The organism is Bisbaumannia salifodinae (assembly GCF_055388505.1).
Genome location: NZ_AP043781.1, coordinates 1,465,909 through 1,488,742, shown reverse-complemented (window position 1 = coordinate 1,488,742; position 22,834 = coordinate 1,465,909). Strand labels below are relative to the sequence as shown.

Sequence of the window (22,834 nt, the reverse complement as noted above, 5' to 3'; positions counted from 1 at the left end):
TTCTGCTCCAGCTCCGGCAGCGCCTGGAACAGGTCCGCGACCAATCCACCGACTGTCGAGAGCGCCACCTGGAAGATCCGATCTCCCTTACAGCTTCTGCTCCAGCTCCGGCAGCGCCTGGAACAGGTCGGCGACTAATCCATAGTCCGCCACCTGGAAGATCGGCGCCTCCTCGTCCTTGTTGATGGCGACGATCACCTTGGAGTCCTTCATGCCGGCCAGGTGCTGGATGGCCCCCGAGATGCCCACGGCAATGTAGAGGTCCGGGGCGACGATCTTGCCGGTCTGGCCGACCTGCATATCGTTGGGCACGAAGCCGGCGTCGACGGCGGCCCGCGAGGCGCCGATGGCCGCGCCCAGCTTGTCGGCGATGCCGTCGAGCAGCTTGAAGTTCTCGCCGTTGCCCATGCCGCGGCCGCCGGAGATCACCACCCGGGCACTGCCCAGCTCGGGGCGATCGGACTCGGCCAGTGCTTCCTTGATAAAGGCAGAGCGAGCATTGTCGACCACGGTCTCCACGGCCTCGATGGCGGCGCTGCCGCTCTCTCCTTCAACGTCGGCCACGGCATCGAAGGCCGTGGCGCGCACGGTGATCACCTTCAGGGCGTCTTCGCTCTGCACGGTGGCGATGGCGTTACCGGCATAGATGGGGCGACGGAAGGTATCGGCACTCTCCACCCCGATGATCTCGGAGATCTGACCGACGTCCTTGAGGGCCGCCAGACGCGGCAGGACGTTCTTGCCGGTGGTGGAGGCCGCGGCCAGCACATGGCTGTAATCGTCGGCGAGCGCCACCAGCAGGTCGCCCAGCGGCTCGGCCAGTTGGTGGGCATAGACGGCGTGGTCGGCGACGCGCACCTGGGCCACGCCGTCGAGCTTGGCGGCGGCCTCGGCCACGGCGCTCACGCCTTGGCCGGCCACCAGCACGTGGATATCGCCACCGATCTGCTTCGCGGCGGCGACCACATGGGCGGTGGCGCTGCTCAGTTGGCCATCATGCTGTTCGGCGAGTACCAGGATGCTCATGAGATCACCTTCGCTTCGTTCTTCAGTTTATCGACCAGCTCGTCCACGGAGCCCACCTTGATGCCGGCCTGACGCTCCGCCGGCGGCTCGACCTTGAGCAGCTTGACCTTGGCCGCCACCTCGACGCCGAGATCGGCCGGCGACTTGACGTCCAGCGGCTTCTTCTTGGCCTTCATGATGTCCGGCAGCTTGGCGTAGCGCGGCTCGTTCAGGCGCAGGTCGGTGGTCACGATGGCCGGAAGCGACAGCTCGACGGTCTGCAGGCCGCCATCGATCTCGCGGGTCACCTGCAGCTTGTCGCCGTCGACCACCACCTCGGAGGCGAAGGTACCCTGGGGCAGGCCGGCCAGCGCCGCCAGCATCTGGCCCACCTGGTTGTTGTCGCTGTCGATGGCCTGCTTGCCGAGGATCACCAGCCCCGGCTGCTCCTCTTCGACCACCTTGGCCAGCACCTTGGCGGCGGCCAGGGACTCGACGGGCGCCTCGGTTTGCACATGAATGGCCCGGTCGGCGCCCAGCGCCAGGGCGGTACGCAGCTGCTCCTGAGCGGCCTTGGGACCCACGGTCACGGCCACGATCTCGCTGGCCACACCCTTCTCTTTCAGGCGCACCGCCTCTTCCACGGCAATCTCGCAGAAGGGGTTCATGGCCATCTTGACGTTGGTAAGATCGACGTCGGAGTGGTCCGGCTTGACCCGGATCTTGACGTTGTAGTCGATGACGCGTTTGACCGCGACGAGTACTTTCATGGTGTCCTCGCTTGGTTCAGGAAAGTCGAACCCGTGTGGTTAGAACCGGCGGGCTGGTTCTTGTAACCCTTCGTTAGATACTCGGTCGAGCGTTTGATAGGCCGCCCGGGTAAAGTGTTGTCAATCTGCCACAGCGGGCGGGGTGACGACAACGGCTGAGCCGCCTGAGTCGGCCCTGGGACAGCCCCGACATCGCCTGGCCGTCCCCCGAGGTCGCCCTTGGTAGGGGTGTCTCGGAATTTCTATTATGCATATCATGGCCGAAGACTAGAAGCAAACGACCGTTTTAAATTACGCTGAACGGGTCACGGCCTATCAAGGCCAGGCGGAATCCCGCACAATAGGCCGTCAGGCGACACGAGAAACGCCCTTTGGATGGTGACTTTCAAGCGACGGTGACGCTTTTCCGGGGCCCTGGGTTTCCCGACGCATTCGAGGAGAGAACAAGGTGGAACAGGTAGAACGCGATTCGATGGACTTCGATGTGGTGATCGTCGGCGCCGGGCCCTCGGGCCTGTCGGCGGCCTGCCGGCTGATGCAGCAGGCCAACGAGGCCGGCCAGGAGCTGACGGTGTGCGTGGTGGAGAAGGGCTCGGAGGTCGGCGCCCATATCCTCTCCGGGGCGGTCTTCGAGCCCCGCGCCCTGGCCGAGCTCTTCCCCGACTGGGAAGCCCGCGGCGCCCCCCTGACCACCCCGGCGACCCGCGACGAGGTCTACCTGCTCAAGGATGCCGACAAGGCCCAGAAACTGCCCAATGCCCTGGTACCCAAGTCGATGCATAACACCGGCGGCGACCTCACGCGCTATGTGATCAGCGCCGGCAACCTGTGCCGCTGGCTGGCCGAACAGGCCGAGGGCCTGGGGGTGGAGATCTTCCCCGGCTTCGCCGCCCAGGAGACGCTCGTCGAGGACGGCGTGGTCAAGGGCATCCTGATCGGCGACATGGGCGTGGGTGCCGATGGCCAGCCCAAGGACGGCCATATGCCCGGCATGGAGCTGCGCGCCAAGTACACCCTGTTCGCCGAGGGCTCGCGGGGCCACCTGGGCAAGCGGCTGATCGAGGCGTTCGACCTCGCCGCCGGCCGCGACCCCCAGCACTACGGCATCGGCCTCAAGGAGCTGTGGGATATTCCCGCCGACAAGCACGAACCCGGCCTGGTGCTGCATGGCTCCGGCTGGCCCCTGGACAAGCAGACCCATGGCGGCTGGTTCCTCTATCACGCTGAGAATCACCAGGTGGTGGTGGGGCTGATCATGGACCTCTCCTACCAGAACCCCTGGCTGTCGCCCTTCGACGAGTTCCAGCGCATGAAGCACCACCCGGTACTGGCCAAGCACCTGGAGGGCGGCAAGCGGGTCGCCTACGGCGCCCGGGCCATCACCAAGGGCGGCCTCAACTGCCTGCCGAAGATGACCTTCCCCGGCGGCCTGCTGATCGGCTGCGACGCCGGCACCCTCAACTTCGCCAAGATCAAGGGCCTGCATACCGCCATGAAGTCGGGCCTGGTGGCCGCCGAGGCGGTCTTCGAAGCCATCGCGACCGGCGACGAGGGTGGCGCCGAGCTGACCGCCTTCACCGAGAAATGGGAAGCCAGCTGGGCCTACGCCGAACTCAAGGAGAGCGCCAGCTTCGGCCCGGCGATCCACAAGTACGGCACCGTCGGCGGTGGCGCCTACAACTTCGTCAACCAGCTGCTCGGCGGCAGGCTGCCCAATGTCCACGACACCACGCCGGATCATGCCGCCCTCAAGCCGGCCAGGGCGTTCGCGAAGATCGACTACCCCAAGCCGGATGGCAAGCTCTCCTTCGACAAGCTCTCCTCGGTGTTCCTCTCCAACACCAACCACGAGGAGGACCAGCCCTGCCACCTGAAGCTCGCCGATGCGGCGCTGCCGATCCGCGACAACCTACCCGAGTATGCCGAACCCGCGCAACGCTACTGCCCGGCGGGGGTCTATGAAGTGGTGGAGGGCGACGACGGCACGCCGCAGTTCCAGATCAACTTCCAGAACTGCGTGCACTGCAAGACCTGCGATATCAAGGACCCGGCCCAGAACATCACCTGGGTGGCGCCGGAAGGCGGCGGCGGGCCCAACTACCCGAATATGTAACCCCGCAAGAGGTGGTACCAACGGAGAGGTCGGTTCGCTTAGCTCAGGGACAAAACCCCGACGCGGCGAACCCGCTCCCCCATCTCGTCCCCCATCTCGTCGATGACCTCGCACCAAATCGCCCCCATGGCCAGGCCTTGGGGGCGATTTTTCTTCCAGCCTCAGGCTTACGGCTTGACGCTCCGGGCCTATCCCGGGCGGTGTAGCCGCGTCTTCCCCCTCAGCCCGACAAGGCGTCGCGCAGGGCGTCAACCACCCTCTGCTGCTGCCCTTCCTCCAGGTAAGGGTGCATGGGCAGGCTGAGGATCCGCTCGCACACCGCCTCGCTGACCGGCAGGTGACAGCGGGGATCGGCCAGGGCCGGCTGGCGATGCAGCGGCACCGGATAGTGCACGGCGGTGGGAATGCCCGCCTCGGCCAGGCACGCCTGGACCCGGTCGCGCTCGTCCACCTGCAGGCTGTACTGGGCATGCACACTGGTGTTGCCCGGCGCCACCAGCAGCGGCTCCACCGGCAGGTCGGCCAGCAGGCGGTCGTAGCGCGCGGCTGCCGTCTGGCGCAGCCTCACCTCCTCGTCGAACACCTCGAGCTTGACCAGCAGGATCGCTGCCTGGAGCGTATCCAGGCGGCTGTTGAGGCCCAGGCGCGGATGGTAGTGATGCCCCGCTTCCCCATGACGCGCCAGGCTGCGCAGGCAGTCCGCCAGATCATCCTCATCGGTGAACATCGCCCCGCCATCCCCATAGGCCCCCAGCGGCTTGCTGGGAAAGAAGCTGGTGGCCGCGACCCGGCTCAGGGCACAGGAGGGGCGCCCATGGCGGCTGGCACCGAAACTCTGGGCAGCATCCTCCACCACCTCGAGGCCATGCGTCTCGGCCAGCATGCCGAGCCGCTCCATCTCGGCACACTGGCCAAATAACGAGACCGGCATGATGGCCCGGGTGCGCGGCGTGATCGCCGCCTCGACTCGGGCAGGATCGAGCAGGCAAGCATGAGGCTCGATATCCACATAGACCGGCCGGGCCCCGGTCAGGGCCACGCTGCTGGCCGTGGCAACGAAGCTGAAACCGGGCACGATCACCTCGTCCCCCGGCCCGATACCGAGCCCCCTCAGGGCGATCTGCAAGGCATCGCTGCCACTGGCACAGGTGATGCAGTGAGCCACCCCCACCCGCTTCGCCAACCGCGCCTCCAACGCCGTGACCTCCGGCCCCAGCACATAACGGCCATGGGCCAGGACCGCCAGGATAGCAGCCTCCAGGCGTGGCCCAAGGCATGCCTGCTGGGCGGCCAGGTCGACGAAGGGCATCACCATGACACCCGCCCATCCCGGACCAGGGCCAGCAGCCGGGGATGGCCCTCGTCGTCGCCGGGCGCCTCGGGGGTGGCCCGGCGGATGGCATGCACCGTTTCCAGGCTGTGGCGAACCGCCTCGATGCCGAAGCCACGCCCGGCCAGCACCTCGCGATAGCTGATCGTATGCAGTGCCTCGAAGCCGGTGGAAAACTCGAAGACCTCATCGTCGCAGACGATGGCCCGGTAGGAGGGACGGTGGCCACGCAGCGACGCCGGCAGATCCGCGGCATCGATGGAGAGAAACCAACGCACCCGAGCCGTGGCGTATTCCAGATAGCCGGCGACCTTATGGGCATCGCGGTAGTGCACCACCAGACGCTCCAGGCCACCGAAGATCAGGGCCAGGATATCGAAGAAATGCACGCCGATATCCGCCTCCACACCGAATGACTTGCGGGGATCGCCCTTCCAGCTCGCCATGTACCAGGGTCCCCGGGAGGTGATATAGGTCAATTCCACGTCGTACTTGGTGTCCCGCCCCTCCGTCAGCACCCTGGTGCACAGCTCATGGATCGCCGGATGGTGGCGCAGCTGCATGATGCTGTAGACGCGATGCCCGGTCTCCTCCTCCACAGAGCGCAGCTCGTCGAGCTGCTCGGGCAGCGGCACCAGCGGTTTCTCGCAGATGACATCGCAACCCAGCTGCAAGCCGGCGACCACATGCGCACTGTGCAGATGATTGGGCGAACAGACCGCCACGTAGTCCAGGGCGCACTCCCCCTGTCGCCTGAGCCGCCAGGCATGCTCGAGGAAAGACTCGAACTCGGTGAAGAAGGCACAGTCGGGGGAGATGGAGTCGATGATCCCCACCGAGTCGTTGATATCGTAGGCCGCCACCAGAGCATGCCCGGTGGCCTGGATCGCCTGCATATGGCGCGGGGCGATATAGCCCGCCGCACCGATCAGCGCAAAGTTCATCGACCGTCGCCCTTGCCTCGCCTTCGTGATTAAAGGTAGCGGCGATGGCGCTCCCTGCCTAATGGGCCACGGGGCGGGCGGGGTCGCGGATCCAGTCGCTCCAGGAGCCGGCGTAGAGCCGCGGCAGCGGTCGCCCGGCCACGGCGTAGGCGAGAATATTGTGGCAGGCGGTGACCCCCGAGCCACAATAGGCCACCTCGGCCTCGGGGAGCTCCCGGGCCAGCACCGCGGCGGGCCGGAAGCGCCCCTCGGCGGTCAGGTTGGCGGCGCTGGGACGGCAACAAGCGCCGGGGATATGCCCCGCCACCGGGTCGATGGGTTCCTCCTCGCCGCGAAAGCGCGCCTCGGCCCGGGCATCCACCAGACTCGGCGACTCGGCCTGCAGGTCTTCCGCACTGACCCAGGCGCCATCGTCGAAGCGCGGCGTCCAGTCGCCGGGCTCGACCGGGGGCGCCGCCCCGCTCTCCGCCCCGATATCCAAGTCGCCGCCGGCGGCCTGCCAGGCGCCCAGGCCGCCATCCAGCACCCGCACCGCCGGGTGGCCCGCCCAGCGGGCCAGCATCCACCAGGCCCGGGCCGCCGCCAGTTGGCCCCCCATGTCGTCATAGAGCACCAGCGTCGCCTCAGGACCGATGCCCAGCCGTTGCAGGCTGGCCGTAAAGGCCTCGCGGCTCGGCAGGGGGTGGCGCCCGCCCTCCCCCGGCGGCGCCGCCAGGTCGCGGTCCAGGTCCAGGTGCTGGCTGCCCGGCAGGTGACCCTGCCGCCACAGGTCACGCCCCGCCTCGGGCTCCCCCAGGCGGGCACGACAGTCGAGGATCCGCAGCGGCGCCCCGGTCTCGATCAACCGGTGCAGCTCGTCGGCGGTAAGCAGGGGATGAGTCATGCGGGGGCTCCCGGTAACCATTCGATGGGCGCACGGCGGGCGATCAGGCGTCGTCGGCCGGCCTGGGTAAAGCGTACCTCGATCACCGGGTCATGGGGTTCTCCCTCCACCACCAGCACCTCGCCCTCGCCGAAGACCGCATGGCGCAGGCGCTGCCCGGGGCGCGGCGCCGCCTCGCCCCGGTAGTCGGCGGCGGGGCTGGCCACGCCGGCGGCCTCGGCGGCCAGCGGCAGCTCGATGCCCTGGCGGCGCAGGTAGTCCGCCACCAGCGGCGCCGCGGCGACTGGCAAGGGCTCGGTAATGGCCTGGGGCGCCGCCAGGGCCTCGGCCAGGCGGTTGCACTGGGCCCAGTGGGTCTCGGCCAGGAAGCGACTGGGCGGGTGTTCGCCGCCGTCGTGGAGCAGCAGCAGGCGCTCCCGGGCCCGGGTAATGGCCACGTAGTAGAGGCGCCGCTCTTCCTCCAGGCGCGCCTCGTCGAGGGGGTTGTCGCGGCTGTAGTGGGGGAAATCTTCCTCGTTGGCGCCCCACAGGGCCACCAGGGGCCACTCCAGCCCCTTGGCGCCATGCACCGTGGTGATCAGCACCCCATCGTCGCGGTTCTCCACCGGGCTGCGCAACAGGGCGATAAAGGCCTCCGGGTCGCTGCCCAGCTCGGCGGCCTGCTCCACCAGCACATCCAGCAGGCGCACGTCCTCCTCGCCCTTCTCGCGGCGTGCCGCGGCGCGCTTGAGCACCTTCTCGGCATCCAGGCGCTCCACCACATGGGTCAAGAGGCGATCCGCCGGCCAGCGCCCCCGCTTCGGCAGGTCGCAGAGCAGCTCCCAGCGCCGCTTGAGGTTGCGCCGCTGGATCGGCTTGAGGCCGGCCAGCAGCGGGTCATGGCGCTCCGGGTAGGCCTGGGTCTCGGCCAGGTGGCGCACCAGGGCATGCAGGCGCTCGTGGGGCACGAAGGGGGTCGGCTGGGCGAACAGCAGGGCGAGGCGCTCGGGGTCGCGCAGATGGCGCCCGTCCCGGGCCACCTCCAGGTAGCCGGCCAGGGCCTGCACCAGGGGCAGGCGGAAGACGAAGCGATCCTCCCGGCTCAGCCGGAAGGGAATGCCGGCGCGCAGCAGCGCCAGCTGCACCGGCACCGAGAGCGCCCAGCTGCGTACCAGCACGCAGGCCTCGTCGAGGCCGCGGCCCCCACCCCGCCAGTCGCCCAGGGCCTCGACCAGGCGGGCGCTGCCCTGGGCCAGGTCGAGGCGGGTCCGGGGATTCTCCGGGGCCGCCAGGCAGAGCTGATTCGGCCGACGCCGGTTGGCGGCGATGGCGTGGTTGGCGGCCAGGGCCAGGGCATGGCCATGGCGGAAGGTGGTGGAGAGCGGGTAGTCCCGGGCCGCGCCGAAGGTGGCGGTGAAGTCCTCGAGCATGGTGTCCGGATGAGCGCCCCGCCACTCATAGATGCACTGGTTGGCATCCCCCACCGCCATCACCGCCGCCCGGTCGCCGGCCAGCATCGCCAGCAGGCGCTGCTGGGCGGCATTGATGTCCTGGTACTCGTCGATGATCACCTGATCGAGGTAACCCTGGACCCGGGCCTGGAGGCGCGGATCCGCCGCCAGCGCCGTCAGCGGGCGATAGAGCAGGTCCGCATAGGTCATCTGACCATGGTCGCCGAGCAGCTGCTCGGCATGGCCGTAGGCGGCGACGAAATGGCGCGTCTCGGGGCCCAGGGCGAGCCGCTCGTAGAGCCGCTCCGGGGCCACCAGCTCGGCCTTGACCAGTTCGCAGAAGTGGCCGAAGGCCTCCAGGGTCTCCGGCTCCAGGGCGCCCTCGACCTCCGTCCCCTCCCCCAGGGCCTGGAGGGTCGCCTGGCGCAGCAGGCGCTCGCGCTGCCACTCCTGGGTGAGCAACTGACGGGGCGCCAGCACGCCCCAGCGGGTCAGGCTTTGGGTCAGGCGGTGGCCCAGGGAGTGGAAGGTGCGCACGTCCGGAAGCCGCTGGCCGGCGGGGGCATGGCGGGCCAGCTTGGCGGTAAAATCCTCCCGCGCCGAGCGATTGAACATCAACACCAGGATCCGTGACGGCGGCACGCCCCGGGCCAGCAGCTCCAGCACCCGGGCCACCAGGGTGGTGGTCTTGCCGGCCCCGGCCACCGCGGCGACCCGGGCATGCCCCTCCCGGTGGGCGACCACCGCCCGCTGCTCCTCGGTCAGTCGCATGCCACCTCGTTCCCCTCCGCGTCGAGGCAGCCCAGGGGATGCCAGTGGCCACCGCTGGTCAGCCCCAGGGCCAGGATCTCGCCCTGCCGGCGGCTCTCGGCGGCCTCCACCAGGCGGTAGAAGAGCGGCCGATTGAGGCGCCCGCAGAGCCCGTGGCGCAGGGCCAGCTCCGGCACCCGGGCGCCGTCGGGGGTCCGGCTCAGAGTCAAGGGGTGGTCGCCGTCCAGGCGCACTCGCTCCCCGACCTGGGTGGTCAGCCACCAGTCGCCGGTTTCGTCCCGGTCGGCGTCGACGATCAGCAGCGGCCGATCCACCACCCGGATCCGCCACTTCTCCTCGGGGCTCACCAGGTAGTGGTGACCGTCCGCCTCGCGGCGCAGCACGCTGGCCAGCAGGCGCACCAGGGCCGCCCGGCGGATCGGCGTCCCCTCATGGATCCAGTGGCCCTCGGCGTCGATCTCCAGGTCCATGTCGCCGCACAGGGGCGGATCCCAACGCTCCAGGGGCGGCGACGATCCCGGGGGCGCCAGATGGGCCAGCAGGGGTTCCAGAGACATGAGGCGGCTCCTTTTATCAGGACATGACGACCAGGTCGGGACCAGCCTAGATCAGGCCCGCCTGGGCCAGCGACTGGCGCACCTCGGCGGGGGCCTCCGGGGCGGCGGCGCGGAACAGCCGATAGAAGTTGGCGGTGGTCTGCATGGCCACCTCGTCGACGCTGATGCCGCGTTCGGCGGCGATCGCCTCGGCCACCTCCACCACCCACTGGGGCTCGTTGGGCTTGCCGCGGTGGGGCACCGGAGCCAGATAGGGGCTGTCGGTCTCGATCAGCAGCCGGTCCAGGGGGATGCGCCGGGCCAGCTCACGGATGGCGCCGGCGTTGCGGAAGGTGACGATGCCGGAAAGCGACACATAGAAGCCGTGGCGCACCGCCTCCCGGGCCATGTCCAGGTCCTCGGTGAAGCAGTGCAGCACGCCCCCCACCGCCGGGTCCACCTCGTCGCGGATCAACGCCAGGGTATCCTCCCTGGCCTCCCGGGTATGGATGATCACCGGCAGCTCCAGCTCCCGGGCCGCCACCAGGTGGCGACGGAAGCGCTCGAGCTGGCGCTCCCGGGAGGGCACCTTCTCCGGGGTCTTGTCCAGGTAGTGGTAATCGAGGCCGGTCTCGCCGATGGCCACGGCGGCGTAGCGCTCGGCGCATTCGACGATATCGCTCACCTCGGGCTCGCGGGCGACGCCATGCAACGGGTGCACGCCGGCGGAGATCACCACGTCGTCGTGGGCGCGGGCGATCTCGGCGATGCCGGGCACCTCGTCGAGGGTCACGGCGATGGCCAGGAACTGGCGCACGTCCCGGGCCCGGGCGGCCGCCAGGGCGGCCCCCAGGTCACCGTCATGGGCGCTCAGGTCGAGGCGGTCGAGATGGCAGTGGGAATCAACAAACATGGGAGAAACACCGAAAAGAAAAATCCTATCGCGCCGACGATATCGGCAGGCGATAACCAATAATAATGACGCGCTTCTGGCGTTAGAGGGTGTAGGTCGGCGCACCCTTGTCGAGCTGGCCGGCCAGATGGGTCTCGATGCGATCGCGTACCGCCTGGTCCTCGGCGCGAAAGTGCACGCCGATGCCCGGTACCCGGCGCCCGCTGACCCCCGGCGGCGAGATCCATACCACCTGGCCGGTGACCGGCAGGCGCTCGCTCTCGCCGGGCAGGGTCAGCAGCAGGAAGACCTCCTGCCCCAGCTCGTAGCGCTCCTTGGTGGGCACGAAGATGCCGCCCCGCTCCAGGGAGGGCATATAGGCCGACAGCAGGGTCGGCACATCATGAATCGTCAACGACAGGGCCTTCTGTCCACTCATGGCACGCCTCCGGCAGGGCAGGGAATCAGGAACGCAGCAGCGCCGACCAGCGAATCAGCCAGGCCTCCAGGGCCAACTGGGGATTGGGGTTGCCGCCACTGGCCACCAGGCGCCGTTGTTCTCGAGCGTAGTCCAGCAGGCGAAACCAGTCCTGGACCCGGGCGTTCTTGACCGCCTGGCGATAGAGGGCTAGCAGGTCCGGGTTGCGCAGGCGCCGCTCGTCCCCGGAGAGGCCGAAGCGAATCAGGTCCTCGAGCCAGTCGATACCATACCACAGCAGTTGCTCCAGCGGATGGCCGCCCAGCCGGCTGGCCTCCGCCACCGGTTCGGCGCCGCGCACCAGGGCGTCGAAGGCCTCGTGGAGATCCTGGCGCAGGGCGCGGGCCTCGGGGGCGGCCAGGGAGCGGGCCAGCAGGGGCGCGCCGCCCGCCACCCGCAACCAGAAGTCGGCCTGCTCCGGATCCCCCAGCTCGCGGCCCAGCCACTCCCGGGCCGGACCCGCCTCCGGCTGGCCCAGGGCGAGCTGCTGACAACGGGAGCGAATGGTGGGCAGGATCCGCGACGGCACCTCCGCCAGCAGGATAAACAGGGTGCGGCCGCCCGGCTCCTCCAGGCTCTTGAGCAGGGCATTGGCGGCGGCCAGGTTCATGGCCTCCGCCGGGGCCAGCACGATCACCCGGTAGCCGCCCTGCTGGGCGGTCTGGGTAACGAAGGCGTTGACCTCGCGGATCGCATCGATGCGGATCAGCCGGCTCTTCTCGGCGGGACTCACGCGCATCAGGTCGGGATGATAGCCGGAAGCCAGCATGGCGCAGCCGTGACACTCACCGCAGGCGAACTCCCCCGGGGCCTGGCAGAGGCTGCGCGCCACCAGGGCCTCGGCGAGGGACTCGCCGCCCACCCCCGGCACCCCAGCCAGGAGCAGCGCATGGGGCAGGCGCCCGGCATCCTGACGGGCGACGAGCCCGCGCCAGAGTTCCTGCTGCCAGGGCAGCGGCCGGGGCATCAGCGCCATGCCGCCACCTCGGCTTCCAGGCGCGCGAGGATATCGGCCTGGACCCGCTCCAGGGGGCGGGCGGCATCGATCACCGTGATGCGCTCGGGCTCCGCCTGGGCTCGGGCCAGGTAGCCCCGACGCACCCGCTCGAAGAAGGCGCCACGCTCCTGCTCGAAGCGATCGCGCTCGCCGCCCTGGGCCGCCAGGCGACCCGCCAGGCGCGCCTGGGAGGCGGCCAGCGGCATATCCAGCAGCAGGGTCAGGTCGGGGCGCAGCTCGCCCTGCACCAGCCGCTCGAGGGCGGCGATCTGCGCCATGTCGCCGCCACGGCCGGCGCCCTGGTAGGCATAGGTGGCATCGGTGAAGCGGTCACAGAGCACCCAGGCGCCGCGCTCCAGGGCCGGGCGGATCTTACGGGCCAGGTGCTGGGCCCGGGCGGCGAAGACCAGCAGCAGCTCGGCGTCATTGCACAGGGGGTCGTCGCCATCCGTGGCCAGCAGCAGCTCGCGGATGCGCTCGGCGCCGGGGGTGCCGCCGGGTTCCCGGGTGGCCACCACCTCGATGCCCCGGGCCTCCAGCCAGGTGCGGATCAGGGCGCCATTGGTGGTCTTGCCGACCCCCTCGCCGCCCTCCAGGGTGATAAAGCGTCCGCGCCTCGACATAACGGCTCCTTGGCTCGAGTGTGTGCGATGTTACCGGTTGCGGATATAGCGGTTCACCGCGTTATTGTGCTCGCGCAGGGTGCGCGAGAAGTGATGGGTTCCGTCGCCCCGGGCCACGAAATAGAGCGTCTCGCCGGGCAGCGGGTTCACCGCCGCCTCCAGGGCGGCCCGCCCCGGCATGGCGATGGGGGTGGGCGGCATGCCATCGATCACATAGGTGTTGTAGGGGGTCGTCTCGCGCAGGTCGGCATAGGTGATGCGTCCCTCGTAGCGCTCGCCCATGCCGTAGATCACGGTGGGATCGGTCTGCAACCGCATGCCCCGCTCCATGCGTCGCTTGAAGACGCCGGCGATCTCGCGGCGCTCCTCCGGCGCCCCGGTCTCCCGCTCGATCAGCGAGGCCATGATCAGCGCCTCATAGGGGGTGTCGAGGGTCAGGCCATCGACCCGCTCGGCCCACACCTCCTCGAGAATGGTCTCCATGCGACGATGCGCCTGCTGCAGGATCTCCAGGTCGCTGAGCCCCTTGTGGTAGCGGTAGGTATCGGGGAAGAACCAGCCCTCGGGATGCTCCCCTTCACGGCCCAGCAGGGCCATGATCTCGTCATCGCCAAGCTCGGCGGTTTCCTGGGCCAGCTTGGGCGCCTCGGCCAGGGCCTGGCGCAACTGGCGGAAGGTCCAGCCCTCGGGAATGGTCAGCGGGTAGGTGACCACCCGATCGCTGCCCAGCAGACTGATCAGCTCGCGCCCGCTCATGCCCGGCTCGAGCATATATTCGCCGACCCTCAGCTGGGGTACGTTCTCCGGCTCCAGCCGGGTCAACAGGCGAAAGGCCCACTCGTCGGCGATGATCTCGCCGGCGGCGAGCTCGCTTACCACCCGATGGTAGCCAGCTCCCCGGGGCACCTCATAGAGGGTCGGCTCGTCGATAGCGATGGGCGCCGCGAGCCGACTCTGCCAATAGTGATGGCCTCCCACCAGCAGGGCCGCACCCAGTACCAGCAGGATCGCCAGGAGTTTCACCACACGCATGGAACACACCTCAAAAGATGGCAGAATCAGGGGGCAGGATAACCCAGCAGCGGATGCGCCAAGGCCGGCAGCTCGCCCAGCACCGCCCCCGGGGACCAGCGCTTGAGGCAGCGGCCATCGGCGGCGTCGAGCCGGACCAGGGGCCAGACCCCCTGCACCGAGTTGAGCAGCCACACCGCCTCGGCCTCCTCCAGCGCCTCGGGGCCGACACGCACCCGATGAATCGGGAGGCGCGCGCCGAGCTCGGCCAGCAGGGTGCCGGCCACGCCGCAGCGGCTCAGGTCCGGCGTCTCGAGCCGGCCGTTCCGACGCCACACCAGGTTCATGCAGGTGGCCTCCACCAGCCGGCCGTCGCTGTCACAGAGCAGCCCCTCGGCGATGGCCGGGTCCGACCACTCGCCGCGGGCCAGGACATTCTCCAGCCGGTTGAGGTGCTTGAGCCCGGCCAGGGCCGGCTGAATGCCCAGGCGCAGGGTGCAGTGGCGCGCCCGCACCCCGCGCCAGCGCTCGGGCCGGGGGACGAAGTCACTGAGCTGCCAGCGCAGCCGCGGGCTGGGCGCCTCGGGCGCCAGGTAACCGCGCCCTCCCCCGCCTCGGGTGACGATCAGCTTGAGAACCTTGAGGCCGACCCCGGCCTGGGCCGGCAGGGCCTCCAGGCCCTCGGGCATGGCGAAGCCGAGCCGCTCGCAGCCCCGGGCCAGGCGTGCCAGATGGGCCTCCCAGAGCAGCGGCCGGCCATCGCGCACCAGCACCGTCTCGAAGAGGCCGTCGCCATAGGCGAGCCCCCGGTCATCCAGGGGCAGCGGGGCCTGGGCATCCTCCCACATGGGCGAGCCTAGACGCGGGTGAAGACCAGGGAGCCGTTGGTGCCACCGAAGCCGAAGGAGTTGGACAGGGCCACCTCGATACGCTTCTCCTGGGCACTCTGGGGCACATAGTTGAGCACGCAGCCCTCCTGGGGGTTGTCCAGGTTGATGGTGGGCGGCGCCACCTGGTCGCGAATCGCCAGGATGCTGAACACCGCCTCCACCGCGCCGGCGGCGCCCAGCAGGTGGCCGATCATCGACTTGGTGGAGCTCACCGCCACCGACTTGGCGGCCTCGCCCATCACCCGCTCCACGGCACGACTCTCGGCCAGGTCCCCGGCGGGGGTGGAGGTGCCGTGGGCATTGATGTAATCGACGCGGGAGGCATCGATACCGGCATCCAGGATGGCGTTGCGCATGGCGGCCGCCGCGCCGCTGCCGTCCTCCGGCGGCGCCGTCATATGGTAGGCGTCGTCGCTCATGCCGAAGCCGGCCACCTCGGCATAGATGGTGGCACCGCGGGCCTTGGCGTGCTCGTACTCTTCCAGCACCAGCACCCCGGCGCCGTCGGAGAGCACGAAGCCGTCGCGGTCGCGGTCCCAGGGACGGCTGGCGGCCTGGGGATCATCGTTGCGGGTGGAGAGCGCCCGGGCCGCGGAGAAACCGCCCAGCCCCAGGGGGGTGGTGGCCATCTCGGCGCCGCCACAGACCATCACGTCGGCATCGCCGTAGGCGATGGTGCGCGCCCCATAGCCGATGTTATGGGTGCCGGTGGTGCAGGCGGTGGTGATGGCGATATTGGGGCCCTGGAAGCCATGCTGGATGGCCAGGTTGCCGGAGATCATATTGATGATGGAGCCCGGCACGAAGAAGGGCGAGATGCGTCGTGCGCCGCCCTTGTTCAAGGCATTATGGTTGTGCTCGATCATCGGCAGGCCGCCGATGCCGGAGCCGATGGCCACGCCGATGCGGTGGGCATTGGCCTCGCCACACTCGATGCCGGCATCCTCGATGGCCTGAGATCCCGCGGCGATGCCGTACTGGATGAACAGGTCCATCTTGCGGGCATCCTTGGGGTTCATATAAGGACTCACATCGAAGTCCTTGACCGAACCCCCGAAGCGGGTATTGAAACCGCTCACATCGAAGTGCTCGATGGGGGCGATCCCGCTCTTGCCGGCAACGATATTGTCCCAGCTCTCCTTGACGCTGTTACCTACGGGTGTCACCAGACCGAGCCCGGTCACCACGACCCTTCTACGAGGCATCTGCTTTCCTCCAGACGTGTTGGGTGGCACGGCCAAGACGCTACTACCGGCAGCGTGCCGCATCTGCGCGCATTATACCCGACCAACGCCCCGCATGGGATGGGGAGTCGTCGCTGACCGGAGCGCAAAAACGCGCGGGAGCCGCCCTGAACCAGGACGACTCCCGCGACGAAGCCTGACGGGGCTCCGTTACGCCGCCGCGAAGGCGGCACACCCAGGCTTACTGGTGGGCGTTGACGTAGTCGATCGCTTCCTGAACGGTAGTGATCTTCTCGGCCTCTTCGTCGGGGATTTCGGTGTCGAATTCCTCTTCGAGCGCCATCACCAGTTCCACGGTGTCCAGGGAGTCGGCACCCAGGTCTTCGGTGAAGGAAGAGGTGTTCTGGATATCTTCTTCCTTGACGTTCAGGCGTTCGGCCACAACCTTCTTCACGCGCTCTTCGATAGTGCTCATTCTCAAGTCACTCCAATCGTTCAAATAAGCCGCACGGAACCCCGTACGAAATCCGCAAGCGAAGCTGCGGGGTAGTTTATAGACCGCACCTGAGGGACGCAACAGATGCGTCCCCCGGATGGATCAGCGCATATTCATCCCGCCGTTGACCTGCAGGGTCTCGCCGGTGATATAGCCCGCCGCCTCGCTGGTCAGGAAACCCACGGCGGCGGCGATCTCCTCGGGCTGGCCGAGCCGGCCGAGGGGAATCTGGGTGAGCAGGGCCTCATGCTGTGCTTCGGGCAGGGCCTCGGTCATGTCGGTGGCGATAAAGCCCGGGGCCACCGAATTGACGGTGATGGCGCGGCTCGCCACTTCCCGGGCCAGGGCACGGGCAAAGCCCTCCATGCCCGCCTTGGCGGCGGCATAGTTGGCCTGCCCCAGGTTGCCCATGGTGGCCACCACCGAACTGATATTGACGATGCGACCGAAACGCGCCTTGGTCATGCCGCGCAGGCACGCCTTGCTGACCCGGTAGACCGACTTGAGGTTGGCGTCCATCACCGCATCCCACTCCTCCTCCTTCATGCGCATCAGCAGGTTGTCGCGGGTGATGCCGGCGTTATTGACCAGGATGGTGGGCGCCCCATAGGTCTCGTTGATCGCCTTGAGTACCGCCTCGATGCTGGCCGGATCGGTGACGTCCAGGCACATGCCGGTGCCTTCGATGCCCTGGGCCTGGAGGTCGGCGGCGATCCGCTCGGCACCCGAGTCGCTGGTGGCAGTGCCGATCACGATGCGGCCCTGGCGGCCCAGCTCATGGGCGATGGCGCGGCCGATGCCACGACTGGCGCCGGTAACCAGGGCAATTCTGCGTTCGCTCGTCATAGTGAATCCTGAAAAAGTTTGAGTCGTCGTTGTTATGGGGCCTTAACCGGCCAACTCGCGAGCCAGCTCGAGGGCCGTTTCCAGGCTATCCGGATCATTGATGGCCACCCCCTTGCTGCCCCGCACGATACGTTTGCCGAGACCGGTCAACACCTTGCCCGGGCCGCACTCCACGAACAGCCCGGCGCCTTCGCCGGCCATGGCCTCGACGCACTCGGTCCAGCGTACCGGACGATAGAGCTGCTCCACCAGGCGGGTGCGCAGGACGCTCAGGTCATCGTGAGCCCGGGCATCCACGTTCTGCACCACGGTATAACGGGGCGCGCGCAGCTCGATACGCTCCATGGCCGCGGCCAGACGCTCGGCGGCCGGACGCATCAGCTCGCAGTGGGAAGGCACCGACACCGGCAGCGGCAGGGCCCGCTTGGCACCGGCCTCCTGGCACAGGGCGATGGCCCGCTCCACCGCGGCCTTGGCCCCGGCGATCACCACCTGGCCGGGCGCATTATAGTTGACCGCGGCCACCACGCCAGCGTCCGCGGCCTGGCGACAGGCCGTTTCCACGGCGGCATTCTCCAGGCCCAGCACCGCGGCCATGGCGCCTTCGCCGGCGGGCACCGCCTCCTGCATCGCCTCGCCGCGCAGGCGCACCAGCCTGATGCCTTCGGCGAAGGTCATCACCCCGGCGCAGACCATGGCGCTGTATTCGCCCAGGCTATGACCGGCCATGGCACTGGGACGCGGCCCCTCCAGCTCCTGCCAGACTCGCCAGGTGGCGACGCTGGACGCCAGCAGCGCCGGCTGGGTGCAGGCGGTGGCATTCAGGGCCTCGGCGGGACCTTCCTGCACCACATGCCAGAGGTCGTAGCCGAGGGCCTCCGAGGCCTCCTCGAAGGTGGTACGTACCACGCTGTAGCGCTCGGCGAGCTCCCGCAGCATGCCGACCTGCTGGGAACCCTGCCCAGGGAAGACGAGGGCCAAGGATTGGGTCATGACTATCACCTTTGCGTATTTTATTCGTCGATTCAGCGGGTTCCGATCCCGCTATCGTCTCGGTCGCCCGCGGCCGAGACGATAGCCGACCGCCCACCCGGATCGGTCAAGCCCGACAGCCTCCCAGGGCCTGTTCCAGGTGCCCCGGCAACTCCCGGCGCCCCTCTTCGACGGCCCGCGCCACCGCATAGGCGAAGCCCTCGGCACTGGCGCCGCCATGGCTCTTGACCACGATGCCCTTCAGGCCCAGCAGGCTGGCCCCATTGTAGCGCACCGGATCGAGCTCACTCTTGAGCCGGCGCAGGGCCGGACGCGCCAGGACCGCCACCAGGCGCCCACTCCAGCGCGTCTCGAAGGCCCGCTGCACCCGCTCCACCAGCAGCCTGGCCAGCCCCTCGCTGGCCTTGAGCACCGCGTTGCCGACGAAGCCGTCGCAGACCACCACGTCGACCTCGCCGGCGAAGATATCGCCGCCCTCGACGAAGCCGCGATAGTCCAGGCCCGCCCACTCGCGCAACCGGGCATCCGCCTCGCGCACGCTGGCCGGCCCCTTGGTGCCCTCCACCCCGACGTTGAGCAGCGCCACCCGGGGCGCGGCCAGGCCATCGATACAGCGCGCCATGGCCTCACCGAGGCGGGCAAAATCCACCAGCCGCGCCGCCGGCGCATCCACGTTGGCGCCCAGATCGAGGAGGTAGCAATGGCCGCCACGCCGCGTCGGAATGGCGGTACTGATGGCGGGGCGCGGAATCCCCTCCACCATGCCCAGCTCGCGGCGCGCCAGGGCCATCAGGGCCCCGGTATTGCCGGCACTGACCCCGGCATCGGCCTGCCCTCGAGCCACGCACTCCAACATCATGGCCAGGCTGGTGTCGCGAGGCGCACGCAGGGCCGCCGAAGGCCGCATGGCCTGATCGATCACATGGGGGGAGTGGCAAAGGGAGAGGCGAGCGCCGTACCGCGCCAGCCGCTTGGGCAGGGCGTCGAGTTCGGCAGCGAGCCGCTGTTCGGGTCCGAACAGGAAAACATCGAGGGCGGGATTGGCCGCCAGGGCCAGGGCCGCCCCCTGCACGGTGGCACGGGGACCCAAGTCCCCGCCCATCGCATCGATGGCGAGTCTCACGCCCGGCTGTCGAGCGTCGCCAAGGATGACGCCGACTTAAGCGTCGACGACCTTGCGGCCACGGTAGAAGCCGTCCGGGGAGACGTGGTGGCGCAGGTGAGTGGTGCCGGTTTCCTTGTCCTGGGACAGGGCCGGGGCGCTCAGGGCGTCGTGGCTACGACGCATGCCGCGCTTGGAACGGGTCTTGCGGTTCTGTTGGACAGCCATGGGTGTATCACTCCAGAGTGCTTCGTCAATGAAATCAGTGTTTGCCTTTCAGGGTGCGTAGCACCTCGAAAGGACTGGCAGCAGGCTTTTCCGAGGCCTCGGAGTCCGCCCCGCTGGTCAGCTGGTCGCGAGAGACGCGGCACTGCGCCTCATCGTGGTAAACCACCTGGGGCAGGCTCAGGAGGAGTTCATCCTCGACCACCGTCAGGAGGTTCAGCTGTTCGTTCTCCACCAAGACCGGCTCGAGGTAGCCGGGCAGGTTCGCCGCCTGGGCGTCGCCGCTGACCACCCCCAGCTGGAAATGGCTCTCGACCCGGGTCGCCATCGGCGTCAGGCAGCGCCGACACGGCAGGCTGACCTCGGCCTCGAGCCAGCCTTCGATGGTGCGTCGACCCTGGGGGTCGATGGCGAAGTCGAGGCGCACCTGGCAGTGCCCCGTCTGGGCACCGGCCTCATCCACCAAACGCGACAAGGCATCCAGCGCCAGCTGGCCCTGAAGGCTTTCACCATTGGCGGCCAGCCGGTGCGGCTCGACCTGTCGGGGGAGTTGAGTCTTGGACATAGGCGCGCAATGATAGGCACTCCCCCCGCCCCTGTCAAAGCGCGTATTGCCGCCTGTCGAGCGAAGGCCGATTAAATCATCCAGGGGCGATCACTCGTAACGACACGGAGCCCCTATGACGCGCCTGGTTCTGGCCTCGCAATCCCGCTGGCGTCGCCAGCTGCTCGACCGCCTGCAGCTCCCCTACGCCTGGGCCAGCCCCGCTATCGACGAGACCCCGCGCCCGGGCGAGTCACCCCAGGCCCTGGTGCATCGCCTGTCGCTGGCCAAGGCCAGCCGCCTGGCCGACGACTATCCGGCCCACCTGATCATCGGCTCTGACCAGGTCGCCCTGTTCGACGGCGAGATCCTCGGCAAGCCCGCCGACGAGACCGCCGCCCGGGCCCAGTTGGCGCGTTTCTCCGGGCACCGAGTGCGCTTTCTCACCGGCCTGGCGTTGCTGGATACCGCCGCGGGACGCCACTGGGTCTGCCACGAGCCCTTCGACGTGCACTTCCGCCGCCTGAGCGAGGCGGAGATCGCCACCTATATCGAGCGCGAGCGCCCCCTGGAGTGCGCCGGCAGCTTCCGCATGGAAGGCCTGGGCATCACCCTCTTCGAGCGCCTGGAGGGCGACGACCCCAATAGCCTGATCGGCCTGCCGCTGATTCGCCTCTGCGCCCTGCTACGGGAAGCGGGACTGGATCCGCTGGCCCCATAACCTCAAGGAGCAAGGCGCAAGGAGCAAGGAGCAAGGAGCAAGGAGCAAGGAGCAAGGAGCAAGGAGCAAGGAGCAAGGAGCAAGGAGCAAGGAGCAAGGAGCAAGGAGCAAGGAGCAAGGAGCAAGGAGCAAGGAGCAAGGAGCAAGGAGCAAGGAGCAAGGAGCAAGGAGCAAGGAGCAAGGAGCAAGGCAGTCTGCGCCCAGCGCTGCGGGCACCAAAGGGGTTCCTTGCGCCCTGCCCCTTGTGACTTTCGGGCTTCCTTGTCGCTTGCTCCTTGGCGCTTGTGGCTACTAGTTCAATTGGTAACGCAGCGGCGACTGGGTGGTGGGCAGGCCGACCCACTCGGCGGCGACGCGACCGAAGTGGCGGGTCAGGCGCTCGAAGGGATCCAGGCGCGGGGTGTAGTCCTGCATCCGCTCGATGCCCATCTCGCGGGCCAGGCCATCGAGGCTCTGCAGCCCGTCCACCAACCCCAGCTCGACCCCCTGCTCGCCGCTCCACACCAGGCCGGAGAAGAGTCGCGGATCGTCACCCAGGCGCTCGCCGCGCCCCTCGCGCACCGCCTCGATAAATTGCCAGTGGGTGGTCTCCAGCACCTCCTGCCAGAAGCGCGCCTGCTCCGGGGCGATGGTCGAGAAGGGGTCGAGGAAGGCCTTGTTATCGCCGGCGGCGAAGACCCGCCGCTCCACGCCCAGGCGCTCGATGGCCTCCTCCAGCCCGAAGCTGGCGAAGATCACCCCGATGGAGCCCACCAGGCTGGCCGGGGCGGCATAGATCTCGTCGGCGGCGGCGGCAATATAATAGGCTCCGCTGGCGCCGATATCCTCGATCACCGCATAGATCGGCTTGTCGCCCTGCTCGCCCAGGCGGCGAATCTCCTCGTAGATGCGCTGGGACTGCACCGGGCTGCCCCCGGGACTGTCGATATGCAGCACCACCGCCGCCGCGGACTCGGCCTCCCAGGCCCGGTTGAGCCCCTCGATAATACGCTCGGCGCTGGCCGGCGACTCGCTGTCGATCACCCCCTTGACCTCCACCACCCCCAGATGGCGCTCGGTGATCGCCGCCGGCTGGCCGGCAACGAAGACCCCGTAGAGGGTGGTGCCCAGGGAGGCGAGGATCAGCGCCGCGAAGAAGAAGCGGAAGAACAGCGTCCAGCGCCGCGAGCGGCGCTGCTCCGCCAGCACCCCGCCCACCCAGCGGTCGAGCATCTCCACCTGGGCCAGGCGCTGGCGTTCGCGCAGGGTCTCGGCATCCTCGCCGGAAGACGCTCCGCTCCCGGCGGCCGCCTGCCGAGGCGTCTCGCCGGGCTTGATTTCCGGGCCCTGGGTCCAGCGATCATCGGGCTTGTCATCACTCATGGCATCCTGCTCCTCAATCCACGATTCACTGGTGCAACCAGTCGATCAGCGTCTCGAAGCGCTCGGCCACGAAGGTGGGCCGGCTCGCCGCCAGCCGCTCCGGGGCATGCACTCCGTAGGTGACCGCGACACGGTCCATCTTCAGGGCCCGGGCCATCTCCAGGTCATACTCGGTATCGCCCACCATCAGCGTCTCCTCCACCGGCACCGCCAGTTCCTCCAGCAGCTCCTCGAGCATCAGCGGGTGGGGCTTGGAGCGGGTCTCGTCGGCGGTGCGGCTGGCGTGGAACCAGGCACCGCTGCCATTGGCGGCGAACACCCGGTTCAGGCCGCGACGACTCTTGCCGGTGGCCACCGCCAGGCGCTGCTCGGGGCGACCGCGCAGCCGCGCGATGCCCGCCTCCACCCCGGGGAAGAAGGCCATGGGGGTGTGATCGGCGGCGACGAAGTGGTGGGTATAACGCTCGCGCAGCCGCTCGGCCTGCTCCGGCGCGATACCCGGGCACATCCTGGCGATCGCCTCCGGCAGCCCCAGGCCGATGATATCGCGGACGCTGTCGGCGGCGAGCTCGCCCCAGCCGGCATCCCGGGCCGCCGCCTGCATGCAGCCGACGATGCGCGACTCCGAGTCCATCAGGGTACCGTCCCAGTCGAAAATAATCAGTCGATAACGCATGAGATCCTCAAC

At 68.7% G+C, this 22,834-nt stretch carries 24 protein-coding genes; 2 read left to right on the top strand and 22 right to left on the bottom strand.

The features are described 5' to 3' along the window. Positions 1-87: 87 nt before the first annotated feature. Both ACZ5EF_RS06745 and ACZ5EF_RS06740 read right to left on the bottom strand, forming a co-directional pair. On the bottom strand, positions 88-1,026 hold the full coding sequence (locus tag ACZ5EF_RS06745) for an electron transfer flavoprotein subunit alpha/FixB family protein (protein ID WP_346063139.1): 939 nt from the start codon (positions 1,024-1,026) through the stop codon (positions 88-90). Beyond that, positions 1,023-1,775 carry an electron transfer flavoprotein subunit beta/FixA family protein gene (locus ACZ5EF_RS06740; protein WP_346063140.1) on the bottom strand — a complete coding sequence of 251 codons (753 nt, stop codon included), beginning with the start codon at positions 1,773-1,775 and terminating at the stop codon, positions 1,023-1,025. The genes ACZ5EF_RS06745 and ACZ5EF_RS06740 overlap by 4 nt, the downstream gene beginning before the upstream one ends. A 448-nt stretch (positions 1,776-2,223) precedes the next feature. On the opposite strand from ACZ5EF_RS06740, the gene ACZ5EF_RS06735 reads away from it, so the two are divergent. Continuing rightward, the gene (locus tag ACZ5EF_RS06735) at positions 2,224-3,888 is read left to right on the top strand and encodes an electron transfer flavoprotein-ubiquinone oxidoreductase (RefSeq protein WP_346063141.1); all 1,665 of its coding nucleotides are present in this window, start codon (positions 2,224-2,226) and stop codon (positions 3,886-3,888) included. Positions 3,889-4,108: 220 nt separating this feature from the next. On the opposite strand, the gene ACZ5EF_RS06730 is transcribed toward ACZ5EF_RS06735, so the two are convergent. The 18 genes from ACZ5EF_RS06730 to ACZ5EF_RS06645 all read right to left on the bottom strand — a co-directional run bounded on the left by ACZ5EF_RS06730 (position 4,109) and on the right by ACZ5EF_RS06645 (position 20,084). Continuing rightward, positions 4,109-5,197 (bottom strand): DegT/DnrJ/EryC1/StrS family aminotransferase, encoded by a 1,089-nt coding sequence (locus ACZ5EF_RS06730; RefSeq protein ID WP_464123089.1) that lies wholly within the window; start codon positions 5,195-5,197, stop codon positions 4,109-4,111. Then, entirely contained in the window at positions 5,197-6,162 is a 966-nt protein-coding gene (locus ACZ5EF_RS06725; RefSeq protein ID WP_346063143.1) for a Gfo/Idh/MocA family protein, read from the bottom strand. The genes ACZ5EF_RS06730 and ACZ5EF_RS06725 overlap by 1 nt, the downstream gene beginning before the upstream one ends. Before the next feature lie 58 nt (positions 6,163-6,220). Next, a complete protein-coding gene (locus ACZ5EF_RS06720) occupies positions 6,221-7,045 on the bottom strand; it encodes a sulfurtransferase (protein ID WP_346063144.1) in 825 nt (274 codons plus the stop codon). Further along, positions 7,042-9,246 (bottom strand): ATP-dependent helicase, encoded by a 2,205-nt coding sequence (locus ACZ5EF_RS06715; protein WP_346063145.1) that lies wholly within the window; start codon positions 9,244-9,246, stop codon positions 7,042-7,044. The genes ACZ5EF_RS06720 and ACZ5EF_RS06715 overlap by 4 nt, the downstream gene beginning before the upstream one ends. Continuing rightward, entirely contained in the window at positions 9,237-9,803 is a 567-nt protein-coding gene (locus ACZ5EF_RS06710) for a DUF1285 domain-containing protein (protein WP_346063146.1), read from the bottom strand. Before ACZ5EF_RS06710 ends, ACZ5EF_RS06715 begins: the two co-directional genes overlap by 10 nt. A gap of 46 nt (positions 9,804-9,849) precedes the next feature. After that, a complete protein-coding gene (locus ACZ5EF_RS06705) occupies positions 9,850-10,695 on the bottom strand; it encodes a TatD family hydrolase (RefSeq protein ID WP_346063147.1) in 846 nt (281 codons plus the stop codon). A gap of 82 nt (positions 10,696-10,777) precedes the next feature. Next, positions 10,778-11,113, bottom strand: coding sequence for a PilZ domain-containing protein (locus tag ACZ5EF_RS06700; protein ID WP_195860922.1), 336 nt, complete (start codon positions 11,111-11,113; stop codon positions 10,778-10,780). 25 nt (positions 11,114-11,138) lie between these two features. After that, the gene (locus tag ACZ5EF_RS06695; RefSeq protein ID WP_346063148.1) at positions 11,139-12,128 is read right to left on the bottom strand and encodes a DNA polymerase III subunit delta'; all 990 of its coding nucleotides are present in this window, start codon (positions 12,126-12,128) and stop codon (positions 11,139-11,141) included. Continuing rightward, entirely contained in the window at positions 12,119-12,772 is a 654-nt protein-coding gene (gene tmk / locus ACZ5EF_RS06690; RefSeq protein WP_346063149.1) for a dTMP kinase, read from the bottom strand. Before tmk ends, ACZ5EF_RS06695 begins: the two co-directional genes overlap by 10 nt. Positions 12,773-12,802: 30 nt before the next feature. Continuing rightward, positions 12,803-13,804 carry an endolytic transglycosylase MltG gene (mltG, locus tag ACZ5EF_RS06685; RefSeq protein ID WP_346063150.1) on the bottom strand — a complete coding sequence of 334 codons (1,002 nt, stop codon included), beginning with the start codon at positions 13,802-13,804 and terminating at the stop codon, positions 12,803-12,805. A 26-nt stretch (positions 13,805-13,830) separates the two neighbouring features. After that, positions 13,831-14,631 (bottom strand): aminodeoxychorismate lyase, encoded by an 801-nt coding sequence (gene pabC, locus ACZ5EF_RS06680; protein WP_346063151.1) that lies wholly within the window; start codon positions 14,629-14,631, stop codon positions 13,831-13,833. 8 nt (positions 14,632-14,639) lie between these two features. Next, positions 14,640-15,878 (bottom strand): beta-ketoacyl-ACP synthase II, encoded by a 1,239-nt coding sequence (fabF, locus tag ACZ5EF_RS06675; protein ID WP_346063152.1) that lies wholly within the window; start codon positions 15,876-15,878, stop codon positions 14,640-14,642. Positions 15,879-16,098: 220 nt separating this feature from the next. After that, the gene (gene acpP, locus ACZ5EF_RS06670; protein ID WP_016414620.1) at positions 16,099-16,332 is read right to left on the bottom strand and encodes an acyl carrier protein; all 234 of its coding nucleotides are present in this window, start codon (positions 16,330-16,332) and stop codon (positions 16,099-16,101) included. A 123-nt stretch (positions 16,333-16,455) separates the two neighbouring features. Beyond that, the gene (gene fabG, locus ACZ5EF_RS06665) at positions 16,456-17,199 is read right to left on the bottom strand and encodes a 3-oxoacyl-ACP reductase FabG (RefSeq protein ID WP_346063153.1); all 744 of its coding nucleotides are present in this window, start codon (positions 17,197-17,199) and stop codon (positions 16,456-16,458) included. A gap of 42 nt (positions 17,200-17,241) precedes the next feature. Beyond that, entirely contained in the window at positions 17,242-18,192 is a 951-nt protein-coding gene (gene fabD, locus ACZ5EF_RS06660) for an ACP S-malonyltransferase (protein WP_346063154.1), read from the bottom strand. A gap of 106 nt (positions 18,193-18,298) precedes the next feature. After that, positions 18,299-19,315, bottom strand: a complete 1,017-nt coding sequence (gene plsX / locus ACZ5EF_RS06655) for a phosphate acyltransferase PlsX (protein ID WP_346063155.1) — start codon at positions 19,313-19,315, stop codon at positions 18,299-18,301. Between the two features lie 36 nt (positions 19,316-19,351). Further along, positions 19,352-19,522 carry a 50S ribosomal protein L32 gene (gene rpmF / locus ACZ5EF_RS06650; protein ID WP_023005526.1) on the bottom strand — a complete coding sequence of 57 codons (171 nt, stop codon included), beginning with the start codon at positions 19,520-19,522 and terminating at the stop codon, positions 19,352-19,354. Positions 19,523-19,556: 34 nt separating this feature from the next. Next, on the bottom strand, positions 19,557-20,084 hold the full coding sequence (locus ACZ5EF_RS06645; RefSeq protein ID WP_346063156.1) for a YceD family protein: 528 nt from the start codon (positions 20,082-20,084) through the stop codon (positions 19,557-19,559). Positions 20,085-20,199: 115 nt separating this feature from the next. Here ACZ5EF_RS06645 and ACZ5EF_RS06640 point away from each other — a divergent pair, with 115 nt between their 5' ends. Further along, positions 20,200-20,784: a Maf family protein gene (locus tag ACZ5EF_RS06640; RefSeq protein WP_346063157.1), complete on the top strand. Its 585-nt coding sequence runs from the start codon at positions 20,200-20,202 to the stop codon at positions 20,782-20,784. 291 nt (positions 20,785-21,075) lie between these two features. Here ACZ5EF_RS06640 and sppA read toward each other — a convergent pair whose 3' ends face one another. Continuing rightward, on the bottom strand, positions 21,076-22,146 hold the full coding sequence (sppA, locus tag ACZ5EF_RS06635; RefSeq protein ID WP_346063158.1) for a signal peptide peptidase SppA: 1,071 nt from the start codon (positions 22,144-22,146) through the stop codon (positions 21,076-21,078). Between the two features lie 25 nt (positions 22,147-22,171). Next, entirely contained in the window at positions 22,172-22,822 is a 651-nt protein-coding gene (locus ACZ5EF_RS06630; RefSeq protein ID WP_346063159.1) for an HAD family hydrolase, read from the bottom strand. Positions 22,823-22,834: the final 12 nt, after the last annotated feature.